The organism is Microbacterium sp. FW305-3-2-15-F-LB2 (assembly GCF_058787255.1).
On the sequence record NZ_JBYSZO010000001.1, the window covers coordinates 666008 to 678721 of the forward strand.

At 66.4% G+C, this 12714-nt stretch carries 11 protein-coding genes; 3 read left to right on the forward strand and 8 right to left on the reverse strand.

The window, feature by feature from the left end; translation table 11 throughout:
• Positions 1-19 precede the first annotated feature (19 nt).
• Genes AC3WLZ_RS03265 through AC3WLZ_RS03275 form a run of 3 tightly spaced genes read right to left on the reverse strand, consistent with a single transcriptional unit; the run spans position 20 to position 2097 of the window.
• Positions 20-853 carry a DUF72 domain-containing protein gene (locus AC3WLZ_RS03265; RefSeq protein WP_492470937.1) on the reverse strand — a complete coding sequence of 278 codons (834 nt, stop codon included), beginning with the start codon at positions 851-853 and terminating at the stop codon, positions 20-22.
• Complete coding sequence (locus AC3WLZ_RS03270; RefSeq protein WP_412926190.1) at positions 850-1038, reverse strand: hypothetical protein; 189 nt, start codon at positions 1036-1038, stop codon at positions 850-852. Before AC3WLZ_RS03270 ends, AC3WLZ_RS03265 begins: the two co-directional genes overlap by 4 nt.
• Before the next feature lie 57 nt (positions 1039-1095).
• Positions 1096-2097 (reverse strand): GTP-binding protein, encoded by a 1002-nt coding sequence (locus AC3WLZ_RS03275; RefSeq protein WP_492469030.1) that lies wholly within the window; start codon positions 2095-2097, stop codon positions 1096-1098.
• 78 nt (positions 2098-2175) lie between these two features.
• Here AC3WLZ_RS03275 and ykgO point away from each other — a divergent pair, with 78 nt between their 5' ends.
• The 3 genes from ykgO (at position 2176) to AC3WLZ_RS03290 (ending at position 4612) form a co-directional block, all read left to right on the forward strand.
• A complete protein-coding gene (gene ykgO / locus AC3WLZ_RS03280; protein ID WP_022877355.1) occupies positions 2176-2298 on the forward strand; it encodes a type B 50S ribosomal protein L36 in 123 nt (40 codons plus the stop codon).
• 114 nt (positions 2299-2412) lie between these two features.
• Positions 2413-3360 carry a restriction endonuclease gene (locus tag AC3WLZ_RS03285; protein WP_492469031.1) on the forward strand — a complete coding sequence of 316 codons (948 nt, stop codon included), beginning with the start codon at positions 2413-2415 and terminating at the stop codon, positions 3358-3360.
• 112 nt (positions 3361-3472) lie between these two features.
• Positions 3473-4612 (forward strand): hypothetical protein, encoded by a 1140-nt coding sequence (locus AC3WLZ_RS03290; protein ID WP_492469032.1) that lies wholly within the window; start codon positions 3473-3475, stop codon positions 4610-4612.
• 48 nt (positions 4613-4660) lie between these two features.
• On the opposite strand, the gene AC3WLZ_RS03295 is transcribed toward AC3WLZ_RS03290, so the two are convergent.
• The 5 genes from AC3WLZ_RS03295 to AC3WLZ_RS03315 form a co-directional block, all read right to left on the reverse strand.
• Positions 4661-7843 (reverse strand): type I restriction endonuclease subunit R, encoded by a 3183-nt coding sequence (locus tag AC3WLZ_RS03295; RefSeq protein WP_492469033.1) that lies wholly within the window; start codon positions 7841-7843, stop codon positions 4661-4663.
• Positions 7840-9174, reverse strand: coding sequence for a hypothetical protein (locus AC3WLZ_RS03300; RefSeq protein ID WP_492469034.1), 1335 nt, complete (start codon positions 9172-9174; stop codon positions 7840-7842). The genes AC3WLZ_RS03295 and AC3WLZ_RS03300 overlap by 4 nt, the downstream gene beginning before the upstream one ends.
• Positions 9175-9203: 29 nt before the next feature.
• Positions 9204-9833, reverse strand: coding sequence for a hypothetical protein (locus tag AC3WLZ_RS03305; RefSeq protein WP_492469035.1), 630 nt, complete (start codon positions 9831-9833; stop codon positions 9204-9206).
• Between the two features lie 110 nt (positions 9834-9943).
• Entirely contained in the window at positions 9944-11104 is a 1161-nt protein-coding gene (locus tag AC3WLZ_RS03310) for a restriction endonuclease subunit S (RefSeq protein ID WP_492470938.1), read from the reverse strand.
• Position 11105: 1 nt separating this feature from the next.
• The gene (locus AC3WLZ_RS03315) at positions 11106-12713 is read right to left on the reverse strand and encodes a class I SAM-dependent DNA methyltransferase (protein ID WP_492469036.1); all 1608 of its coding nucleotides are present in this window, start codon (positions 12711-12713) and stop codon (positions 11106-11108) included.
• Position 12714: the final 1 nt, after the last annotated feature.

Here is a 12714-nt window from a genome sequence, read left to right on the forward strand (position 1 = left end):
GTTTCGAGCGGACGGCGCGTCAGCGAAGTCGCGCGTCCAGCGCGACCGCGTCGTGGGGCGCCCTGCCGCGCGCGTCGTTGTCGAAGTAGACGTAGACGTCGCGCGGCATCCCGTCTTCCCCGGTACCGTCACGCCACTGCCGGACGCGGTCGGCCCAGGTGTCGAGTTCGGCCGACGTGTACCCGCTCGCGTACAGCTCGGTCGAGCCGTGCAGGCGGACGTACACGTGGTCGGCCGTGACCGCATCGAATGCAGGCCAACGCCCGGCCGTGTCGGCGAGAACGAGGGCGACGCCGTGCGCACGGAGGATTTCGACGGCGTGCGGGTCGCGGAACGATTCCGACCGCGGCTCGATCGCGTAGCGCAGAGGGACGTCCGACTCGATGTCGAGCCACGCGCGTCCGTTGAGGCGAGCATCGTGTTCGCGGGCGAGAGCCAGCGCCGAGCCGGTGGTCCGGGGGAGGCTGTCGAGGAACGCGTCGAGTACCTCGGGGTCGAACTCCACGCGTTCAGGCAGTTGCCACAGGATCGGACCGAGGGTCGAGCCGAGCGCGAGGACGCCGGAAGCGAAGAAGTTGGCCAGCGCAACACCGACGTTCGTCAATCGAAGCATGTGGGTGACGTAGCGCGAGCCCTTCACCGCGAAGACGAAGTCCTCGGGCACGGAGTCGCGCCAGCGCCGGTAACTCTCGGGGCGCTGCAGGGAGTAGAACGATCCGTTCAGTTCGACGCTCGGGAGACGCTCGGCGAGGTATTCGAGCTCGCGGCGTTGCACCAGGCCACCGGGATAGAAGTCGCCCCGCCACCTCGGATACCGCCACCCCGAGGTGCCGACGAAAGCCGTCCCGCTCAGGCGTGACCCTCCGCGGCGGGGGCGTCGTCGTCGGTGATGGCGTCGCCCGTGTGGTCGTCGAGGTCGACGTGCTCCTCGGCCTCCGCGGCATCCTCGCGGACGTCGTCGGTGACGGCGTCGGTGGGTGCCGCGTTGTCGGCGTGTGCGTCGTCGGAGTGGCGGGTGGGGAGATCCGGTGTGCTCATGCCGCCACGGTGCCCCATCGCCGCCTGGTGGACGAGCCGCTTGACAGGACCGGGGCGTTAGTCGTTGGCATCCGGGATCGTCAGGTCGACCGTCGGCCAGGCCGGGAGCGGGTCCGGGTACGTCGTCCACGCCTCGGGCCCGGCGGCGAGCTCCTCGTCGGTCAGGGCGGCGAGGTCGAGCACGTGCCGGAGGCGTGGTGCCGAGAGGTCGAGGCCCGTGAACGCGATCTCCTGCCCGAGGCCCATGCGACCGTCATCCGTGCCGATCGGTTCGATCCACATGGCCGACCCGACGTGCTCCCAGCGGGCCAGGATGCCGGGGCGTGAGGCGATCCGGCAGAACCCGGCCGAGCGGATGAGGCGCCCGGCGGCTCCCTCGTCGAGACGGTCGAGCGCGGTCTGCAGCCGCTCGGGGTGGAAGGGGCGCACCTGGTCGTAGCGCAGCGTGCTGACGCGGTTGTCGCGCATGTAGGGGTCGTGCTCGTCGTTGAGCGCGCGGACCCAGCCGGCGCGCTCCAGCACCTCGGTCTCGGGCGCGCGTGGGGTGCCGGCGTGGAGGTCGGCGCGCGAATCGCGCGTGAGCCGCAGCGTCGCGCCGGGGTTCAGGTGCGACGCGAGCGCCATCCGCACCGCGAGGGCTGCGGTGGGCACCTGCTCCCAGTTGACCCAGACGATGCGGGTCGCGATCTCGAGGGCCAGGGCCGCCTGCCGGGCGCGGGCGCCGACGTCGCCGCGCGGATCGCCGGCCACGGTGGATGCCACGAGCGGTGCCTCGTCGAGAAGGTCGCCGATCATGTGCCGCGCGTCCACCACGCACACCGCTTCGACGTCGACCCCGCCGCGCGCGACGACCGCGTGGAGCAGGTCGACGTCGGTGCCGAGGTCGACGACGACACGCTCCCCGTCGGCTCGGACGTGTGGGTGGGGGAGCGCGTGCGCGGCGCGGAGATCGCGGTATCTCACGAGGTGAAGCGGGCGGCTCAGGGCGACGGCGGTGCGTTCTGCGTAGGCCTGGCGTTCGGGTGCGCACACGCCCATCGTCACGATCGTCGTCTCCACGGCATCTGCCCTTCGTTTGTCGGGAATCGATCGCCAGCCTATCTTGTTATTGAGAACGGTTATCAACAGGAGGATGCCATGAAGGTCCGCAACTCGATCAAGTCGCTGAAGAACCAGCCCGGCGCGCAGGTCGTCCGCCGCCGCGGGCGCGTGTTCGTGATCAACAAGCTGAACCCGCGGTGGAAGGGGCGGCAGGGCTAGGGGGTTTCTCCGGACGTCGGTGCGTGCGGCGCTCGCCCTGCGGACACACTCGGCCGGAACGCGGCGGCGAAGTCGGGCGAGGTTTCGCCGAGATGCTCGGATACGTTGTGATTTGTGATTCAGAACGGTGATCATCAACGCGTTTCCTCGATTCCGCGATGGTTCGAGTTTTTCCGTCCTCTTCTCGAGGTGCTGTCCGACGGACACGTGTGGCGGAAACGGGACCTTGAGCGTGCGATCGTCGAACGCGTCGGGCTCACCCCCTCTGAGATAGAAGAAGTTCTTGATTCGGGTCAGTCTCGAGCGCTGAATCGCATCGGGTGGGCCACCTCGGCACTTCGGCGGGCAGCAGCCGTCGAATCTCCCTCGCGAGCACAATTCCGGATCACTGATGTTGGCAGGCAACTTCTCGCCGATCATCCCGGACCGATTCCCGAGCCTGCCGTCTACGCGTTGCCGGCGTATATCGACTACGTGCCTCGAAACCGGGCGTCGTCGGAGTCCAAGATGGAATCGCACTCGGGCGTTCTCGAAGAGGCGCGGTCCACCGACCCTGACGAGCTCATCAACCTCGGTGTTCGAGAGATTCAGGAGAACACCAGACTGACGCTTCTGCAACGACTCAAGGAAAGTGATCCTTACGACTTCGAACGGGTCGTCCGACAGTTGCTCGTCAAGATGGGATACGGGTTGGACAGCCGGATGACTCCGCTGCGTGGTTCGGGCGACGGCGGCTTGGATGGCGTCATCGATCGCGACGAGCTCGGGCTCAGCAAGATCTATGTTCAAGCGAAACGCTATGCGGAGGCGACGGTCGGACGTCCGAAAATCCAAGAGTTCGTGGGTGCTCTTGCGACGAGGGGAGCGACGGTAGGCGTGTTCTTCACGACGAGTCGATTCACCGTCGAGGCGATTGACGCTGCGGAACGGGTACCGCAAGAGATCGCCCTCGTCGACGGCGATAGATTGACGGCGCTCATGATGCGTCATCGAGTCGGCGTGCAGGTGGCCAATTCGATTGAGTTACTGAAGGTCGACGAGGACTTCTTCGAGGGGGAGTAGCGGCAGCGTGTCGCGTGGAACGGCCGCTCTGGCTAGTGGTCAGCGGGCATCTGCCACGCTTCTCCATGTCATCTCGAGCCGATAAGGTTCGCGGCATCAGAGGAGGTTCACGGTGGCGCGGCGAGTACTCGTTCAACGAGACGGGCAATCTTTCGATCTCGTGGAGGTGCCCGCCCCCAACGAGCATCACCTGCAGGAGATCCTCAAGGCTCAGCCTCAACTCATTCCCGCAGACGACATGGGATTCGACGGTGATCTCCTCGTCGTCGGCCGCGAGACGAGCCTGGCGTCGGGCTACATCGATCTGATCTGCCTCGCGTCATCCGGCGACATCGTCCTGATCGAATTCAAGACCGGCCCGCAGAATCCGGATTTCCGGCACGCACTTGCGCAGCTCATCGACTATGGCTCAGACCTGTGGAGGCTTTCGGTCGAAGACTTCGATCGGGGAGTCGTCCAGCGTTACTTGTCCAGCGATCGGGTGGATGCCGGGGCGAGGGGTGCCTCCACACTCGCGGACGTCGTCGCTCGGTCCGGTTGGCACTTGAGTGAGGAAGGTGGCGCGGCGCTCCTGGCGCGACTGGAGGACGTTCTCGCAACGGGAGACATCCACTATGTCGTCGCGGCCCAACGCTTCACCCCCGCGATGCAGACGAGCCTCGAGTACCTCAACGCGACAATGAGGTATGGCAAGTTCTACCTCGTCGAGATCGTCCGGATGCAGGGGCAGGAACTGGTGGCACACGCGGCTCAGGTCGTCGCCGCCCCCTCGCGACGCTCGCAGAGCGGGGCATCGGGTTCGGTTGTGCAAGCAGACGAGGCGGCGTTCCTCTCCGGGCTCACGGACGGCGCTTACCGAGACGCGATGCGCGACGTGATCGCGAGCTGCATCGCCCTGGGCGTCGAGGTGAAGTGGGGGTCGAAAGGTGCGTCCTTTCGAATCGCCGCTCCCGACCGACGTCAACCGCTGTCGATCGGCTGGGTGCTTCCCGACGACAGCCACTGGCAGGGTGCCCGCTTCGCCACGTTCGGGGTCGACCCGGGTTCGCTCGCCAAGACGCCGGTCGTCGAGCAGGCGGTTCGTCGCTACGTGGATCGTCTCGCGCTCATCCGCGGTGGGCGCGCGACGCCGTCCAAGCTGGAGGCATTCACCTTCGGGGTCGACGCATTGCCTGGGGCGCACTCGGACATCGTCTCGGCTATTGAAACCTTGGTGAACGAGATTCAGGAAAGCGGCTCCGGGGAGGGCTGATCCCCGCTCGACCGATTCCTCGCTTGGTCGTGTTCGAGCGGTCTGAGGTCAACCGAGGCGCTGGTCCGCGTACCGCGGCGCCATCGACTCCATCTGGTCCATGACGAGCTTGATCGCCTCCGGCTGCTTGTCGGGCGGGTATTTGTACTTGACGAGCAGACGCTTGATCGACGAGCGCAGCTTGGCACGGACGTCGTCGCGCACCGTCCAGTCTGTCCGCACGTCTCGACGCATCACCGCGACTAGTTCGCGCGCGATCTGGGCGAGCACATCTTCGCCCTGGACATCGACCGCGGACTCGTTGGTCGAGACGGCGTCGTAGAACGCGAGCTCGTCGCTCGACAACGGTGGTGCGAAGGTCGCTCCACGCGAGGCTTCAGCGGCGACGTCCTTCGCCAGCTCGACAAGTTCGGCGATGACCTCGGTGGCCGTGAGCTGCTGATTCGTGTACCGGTTCATGATCTCGGCGATGCGCTCGGAGAAAGCGCGCTGCCGCACGAGGTTCCCGCGCGTCGCCGTAGCTCCGGCATCCACGAGTGAGGCGCGCAGCGCCTCGATCGCGAGATGCGGGTTGGGAGCAGCCTGCGCCCGCGCCAGGAACTCCGGCCCGAGGTTGTCGAGCGACAGCCGCGGCAACCCCGCAGCTTCATAGATGTCGAGCACTTCGCCGGGAGCTATCGCCTCGGCGACCAGCCCGCTGAGAAGCCGCGAGATCTCCTCGGGGATCGGCTCGTCACGCGCTTGCCGATCCCTGGCGTCGAACTTCGCCATCCAGACGCGCACCTCTTCGTAGAAGGCTATCTCCTGGTGCAGCTCCGCGAGTCCCTCGCGCCCGGATGCCAGTGCCCACGCTCGCGCGAGCTGGCCGGTCGCACTGCGATACCGCACCGCTAGCCTGTCGTTCTCGAGGTCCGGAGCGTTCAGGGGGTTGGCGGGGTCGCGCAGGTAGTTCGTCGTCGTGGTGGCGGCGGTCCGCAAGGCGCGGGGACCGCCGCGCGCGACGATCGCCCGCCAGTCGCAGCCGAGGAGCATCTCGCGGATCTGCGCCACCAGTTCCATGGCGATCGTCACGGCTTCTTCGATGTCGCGCCCGATGGGCCGGTTCTCCCGGTCGGAGCCGGTGTACTCCGCGAGGGCGTTCGCGAGGTTCTCAGCGAGCGGCGCGTACGCCACCAGGAGCCCGTCCTCCTTGCCCCGGAACGTCCGGTTCACGCGCGCCAGGGTCTGCATCAGCAGGGCGCCCTTCAGCGGGCGGTCGAGGTACAGGGTGTGCAGCGGGGGAGCGTCGAAGCCCGTGAGCATCATGTCCTTGACGATCACGAGCTCGAGTTCGTCGTCGGCATCCTTCAGGCGGGCCTTGATGGCCTTGTTCTCGGACTCGCGCCGGACGTGGTCGCTCACCGGGGGCTGGTCGGTCGCCGAACCCGAGTACACGACCTTGATGCGCCCGGAGTCGAGCGCGGGGGAGTGCCAGTCCGGGCGGAGCGCGACGATCGCCGAGTAGAGCCGGGCGCAGATCGCGCGCGTGCCGCCGACGATCATCGCCTTTCCGGGGGACTCGATGAACGGCTTCATCCGTTCACGTCGCTCCTCCCAGTGCTGCACGATGTCGGCCGCGAGTGTGTCGATCCGTTCGGGCGCGCCGTACACGGCGTTGACGACGGCGACGGATGCCTCGAGCCGGGCGCGTTCGGTGTCGTCGAGGCCGAGCGTGTATTCGTCCGCGGCGCGGTCGATGTCGTCCTGGCTGGCACCCTCGGCGAAGGCGACCTTCACGAGTCGGGGCTCGAAGTACACGGGAACCGTGGCCCCGTCGTCGACGGCGCGGGACAGGTCGTAGATGTCGATGTAGTCGCCGAACACCGCCTGCGTATTGCGCTCGGTGAACGAGATCGGCGTGCCAGTGAAGGCGATGAGCGTGGCATGCGGCAGGGCATCGCGCAGGTGGCGGGCGTAGCCGTCGAGGTCGTCGTAGTGGCTGCGGTGCGCCTCGTCGACGACCACGATCACGTTTCGTCGATCCGTCAGGAGCGGGTGTGCGGTGCCCGAGAGCTTCTCGGCCTCGGTGAGTCCGAACTTCTGCAGCGTCGTGAAGTAGATGCCGCCCGTGTTGCGGCTGTGCAGTTCGTCGCGCAGCTGGGCGCGCTCACGCACCTGGATGGGCTTCTCGGCGAGCAGCAGGCTCTGATCGAACGTCTGGAAGAGCTGTCCGTCGAGCTCGGTGCGGTCGGTCACGACGATCACCGTGGGATTGCGCAGCTTCCGGTGCCGCGACACCAGGTTGGTGTAGAGCTCCATCTCCATGGACTTGCCCGAACCCTGAGTGTGCCAGACGACTCCGGCCTTACCGTTCGTCTCGACTGCCTGCACCGTGCGGCCCACGGCCTTGGTCACGGCGAAGTACTGGTGCGGCTTGGCGATGCGCTTGGCCAGCCCGTCGGCGTTCTCGTCGAAGGCCGTGAAGTTCCGCACGAGCTGCAGGAACCGCTCCTGGTTGAACAGCCCATCGAGCGCGTCGTCGATCGGCTCGACCGAGACGCCGCCTTCGACCCGCGGTTGTGGGAGCGGGATGCCGTCGTCGTCGACGTTCCACGGGGCGAAGTGGTTCAGCGGGGTGAAGGGCGTGCCGTATTTGGCATCCAGTCCGTCGCTGGCGAGCGTGAGCACGCAGAATCGGAAGGCCATCGGGAACTCGCGCAGGTACGTGCGCAGCTGGTCATGCGCGTCGGCGACGCCAGCAGACTCGGCGCCCGCCCGCTTCAGCTCGATGATGCTGAGCGGCATCCCGTTGACGTAGAGAACGATGTCGAAGCGACGATGCGCGTCGCCCTGTCGCACGGTGACTTGGTTGACGGCGAGCCAGTCGTTGTCCGACGGGTCGGAACCCAGCAGCCGGAGCCGCGGGTTCTGCTCGCGACCGTCCGTATCGATGTAACTGAGCGGGTACCCGCTCACCAGATATTGGTGGATCCGGTAGTTCTCCGTCAGCGCGTCCTGCGACTTCGGGGACGCGATCTCGGCGACCGCCTGGCGGAGATACTCGGCCGGGATGCCAGGATTCAGGCGCCGCAGCGCGTCGAGCAGGCGCGGGCGGATGAGGGGGTCGTCCCACGTGTCGCGCTCGCCGCTTCCGGGCGCGATCCCTTCGCCGCGCACCGGCCGCCAGCCCAGCGGCTCGGCGAGGCGGTCCATGGCGTCCTGCTCCCAGGTGGATTCGGCCAGGAGGTTCATTTTTCGGGACCGTCCTCCGTGTTTGACCCTCCGGCGTCCGCCGAGTCGCCGGAACGCTGCAGGCGATGCGCGATTCTCTCGGCGAGGCGGCCCGTGGATTGCCGAGCGTTCTCGATGGTGTCGCCGCCGAGACGCCCCAGCGTCTCGAGACCTCCCTTGCCCGCATCGAGGACGTCGTCGCGGACGTCGGCGACCGCCGCCGACCACTTTCGTGCTTCGAGAGCTGTCTGTTCGTTGCTGAGGCCGAGAGTGGCGTGAAGCTCGGTCACGCCTGAGGCGACGGTGTTGCGGGCGCTCACGACGACCCTGGTCGACTTGGGGTTGAGAAGCACCTTCGCGTTGGCGCGACTCGCGGCCGCGTCCATCCGCGCCACCAGGTGAGCGGTGGTCGATCCGATGAGGTCCCGTCGCCGCTGGCGCGCCGTTTGCAGAGCGGTGCGGTGCTGGTCCAGATCCTCCGCGGAGGAGTCGAGCACTCGGTCCAGCTCCAGGATGCTCATCCCCTCCTGCAGCTGGAAGCAGCGCGCCAGGACCGCCAGCCATTCGCCTACCTCGGTCTGTGCCGACGTTGCGAGATCGGCCAGTTCGCCGATCTTCGCCTCGCGCTCGAGCTTGTCCGCGATGAGCTGGAGCTGACGCAGGGCATAGGCCTGTGTCCGTGCGACTGTCGCGGCCGAACCCTGAATCTTCGACCACGTGACCTCGGACACGCGTCCGACCTCGGCGCGGACGACCATCGCCTCATCGAGCATCATTTCGACGCCGATCATGTCGGCGAGCACCGCGTCCTTCTGCGAGCGGAGTACCTCGTCGACCTTCGCGTCGATCTTCGCCAGGTAGTCGGTGATCTCCTCCATCTGCTTCTGCATGGCGTATTGCGCCATCAGCCCGCCGATGCCGGCGAGTGTGGCCGGGTTGGTGAGCATCGCGCCGGGCTTGGCGACGAACTGCAGATTCTTCGTGAACTGCCCGTTCGTCCCGCGGGTGGTGGCCTGAATGAATCTTCCGCCGGAGCGTTGGACGAACGTCGCACGGTGCGCCGCGCGAGCTGACTCTTCGGTGAGCTTCATCCAGCGCCCCGCATTCGCAGATACTCCCGACGCGACCTGCAGGACGCTTCCCGTGCCCGCTGCCAGCCGGTCGAAGTCCAGGGGGATGGAGGGCACACCCGCCGACAGTGTGAATTCCGCGACGGCGGCGGGCGCGCCCAAGACGACCAGCCCGTCACCGTCGGTGATCAGCTCGATGTCGTCACCGGCGGCGGTCCCGGGAACTTCCTCACTCGATGGGGCGGAGGTTTCTTCTGCGGTGGGTTCGGTGTCCGAGGTCATGGTGTGTCGCTTCCGTGGGGATCGGTGGGTCAGCCGGCGAACTCGAACGTGAGCTCTGCATCGGGGTCGATGCTGTGGGCGAGTTTGGTGAAGTGGAACTCGGCCTGATTCCGGAGCGCTTCGTCATTGGCGCTCAGATACTGGTTCTTCAGTTCGTCGTCGACGATGGCGTTGAACTGCTCCGACTCCGACATCTGCGCGGTGAACGCGCTCAGCACGCCGTCGTCGCTGATCACCCGATCGATGTTCGTGTCTGCCTCGCCGATCCAGGTGAACGGCGGGACCTTCACCGTGAATTGGTGGTCGCCGGTGGCGTCGATGGTCACGGCATCGACGCCGAGCTTGGCGGTCAGGCTGTACTGCATCAGCCGGACCTTCTTCAGAACCGGCACGTCCTTCAGGATCTCGGGCGGGATTCCTTCCGCCTCGGAGATCCCCTCGACGCCGAGCGTGAGGAGCACCGTCTGCTCCTCCTTCGTGATGAAGGTCACGACCTGCTCGTTCCGGACGACGCTCTGCGGTCCCAGAGCGGATGCCAGCCACGGCGGGGTCAGCAACGCCGCTGCCACGCCGACCGCCAGACCGCCGAGTACGAGCACGACGACACCGAAAGTGGCCAGGTGAGACCACAGCGGCACGGGCCTGCGCAGGAATCTCATGACGCGCGTCCCGTGGTGAGTCGCGGAAGCGCGGGCGTGGCAGTCATGCGGCGAATCCCCCCAGATTCGTGCGGCGGTGCAATGGTGCGAACATACCGGCTTTCCGTTCCTCAGGCCCCGGCGTCCGCGGCGATCGTTTCGGCATCGCGGACGCGCAGCTTCCCCGACATGAGCTGGGGGAGGAGCGCGTCGCGGGTCGCGGCGAGCGTGCGGTTCTCTTTCGCCAACGCCACTCGAGCCTCGTAGAGGGGCTCGGCAAGGCGCTCGAATTTCAGCATTGCCGTTTCTACAGGCATCACTACTGACTTTCGTGCGAGGTCGGACTTGTTCAGGTGGATCACCGTGGTTGCCGACTTCTCGTTCTCGATCTCGCTGAGGGGCAGCCTCAGGACTTCGCGGACGAGAGCATTTCCGTAGCGCTCGTGGCTCGCGCGAAGCACTCGCTGGTTCAGCACGCCCCGTTCTCCCAGCCACGTGGTCGCCCTGAACTCGGCGTCCATTCCGACCAGGACATCACCAGCATCGATCGCTGTCTCTCGGCTTCTGGACTCCGTTGTCCAGACCTGCGAGTCGAACGACTTCAGGTCGCGGATACGGATAAGCGGTCGACCGCAGCCCGGAGCACTGAAGAACTTGCCGCCAAACGGTTCGCCGAACTCGATTGTGATTTCCTCAAGTAATGGCGTGGATCTGGCACCATCCATCATCGCCCGATCGAACTCGGTAGTGATCAACTCATCAGCTCGAGTCGATGCGCAGATGTTCGCGGCGATCTTGTCGTCTAGGGCGCCCAGAACTTCCGTGATTGCGTGTTGCTCGCGGCGAGGAGGCACTGTGACGTTCATGTGCTTCAAATGGGTTGGCCCGAAGTGCTTCATCACACTGCCCACGCCCATGGCCTCGATCTGATCCTTGAACGACTGCTCGCGGAGCATCAATGGAATGAAGCCGGGAGCTACTCGATCATCCTTCGGTCGGAATGTAATTATGCCGGTGTACGGCACGGCTCCTACGCCCGCGGAATCGACCACCGCCACCTCGCCCAGCGAAGCAGATGTGCTTAGTAGCGTGTCGCCGAGGCGGGTCCGGAATTGAGACCAGCGTCGTTCGACATCATCTTCCGCGAGGAAGTTGCACCCCTCTACTACAGATCTCCCTTTCAGCCCGGCAAGCCGAATGAGTGGAACGCCCTCGTCGCGGAAGTCGCGCGCCATAATTCCGGGGCCTTCCCTGAAGTCCAGTACTTCGGGCAGCGGAACTTTCTCCCACATGTCAGACACGCCCCAACTGCTCCCGCACGACCTCGGCCAGCCGCGCCGACTCCGCGAACTGCGCCTCCAGCTCCGCGCGCAGCCGCGCGAGCTTCTCCTCGATCGGCTCGCCGTCGTCCTCGACTTCCGCGGCGCCGACGTAGCGGCCGGGGGTAAGGGCGTAGTCGGCGGCCTTGATCTCGGCGAGCGTCGCCGAGTAGCAGAAGCCGGGAACGTTCTCGTAGTGATCGAGGGCGGCATCCGATTCGATCCCGCGCCAGGCGTGGAAGGTGCCGGCGATCTTGGCGATGTCGTCGTCGCTCAAGGCGCGCTCGGCGCGGTCGACCATGTGACCGAGGTTGCGGGCATCGATGAAGAGCACCTCGCCGGCGCGCGCGCCCTTGTCCTTCGCGAAGAACCAGACGCACACCGGGATGCCGGTCGAGCGGAAGAGCTGGGTCGGCAGGGCGACCATGCACGACACCAGGTCGGCCTCGACGATCTCGGCGCGGATGCGTCCCTCGCCGCCGGAGTTCGACGACATCGAGCCGTTCGCCATCACGACGCCGGCCTGACCGCGGGGGGCGAGCTTCGACAGGATGTGCTGGATCCACGCGTAGTTCGCGTTGCCCACGGGCGGGACGCCGTAACGCCAACGCGGGTCGTCTTCGCTGCGCGACCAGTCCTTGATGTTGAAGGGCGGATTGGCCATGACGAAGTCGGCCTCGAGATCGGGGTGCAGATCGCGCGCGAACGTGTCGCCCCAGCGTGACCCCAGCTGGCCCGTGAGGCCGTGGATCGCGAGGTTCATCTTCGCCATGCGCCACGTGCGCTCGTTCAACTCCTGTCCGTAGACGGAGATGTCGCTGCCCTCGCCGTGGTGCGCGTCGATGAACTTCTCGGCCTGCACGAACATGCCGCCCGAACCGCAGCACGGGTCGTACACGCGACCGTGCGTCGGCTGCAGCAGCTCGACGAGCACCCGCACGACGCCGGCGGGCGTGTAGAACTCGCCGCCGCGCTTGCCCTCGGCGGCGGCGAACTTCTCGAGGAAGTACTCGTACACCTCGCCCAGCAGGTCACGGGCGCGACGTCCGTCCGAACCACCCTGACCCTGGGCGGCGAAACGCGCCGAGTTGAAGAGGTCGACGAGTTCGCCGAGGCGCCGCTGATCGACGCTGTCGCGGTTGAAGATGCGCGGCAGGGTTCCGTTGAGCTGCGGGTTCGCTTGCATCACGGCATCCATCGCCTCGTCGATCAACGCTCCGATCGACTTCTCGGGAGCGTTCATCGACGGTCCGATGCCCTTGGCGTTCTCGGCGAGGAAGCCCCACCGCGCCTGAGCCGGCACCCAGAACACGCCGCGCCCGGTGTACTCGTCGGTGTCGTCGATGAGGTCGGCGATCTGCTCCTCGTCGTACGACTCGGCCAGCAGCTCGGCGCGGATGCCCGCGCGGCGCTCGTCGAAGGCATCCGACACGTATTTGAGGAACACCAGGCCGAGGATCACGTCCTTGTACTGCGAGGCATCCATCGATCCGCGCAGTTTGTCGGCGGCCTTCCAGAGCGTGTCCTTCAGCTCTTTCATCGTCGACGGCGCCTGCGGCGCGGCTTTCGGTGTGCGGGGCATG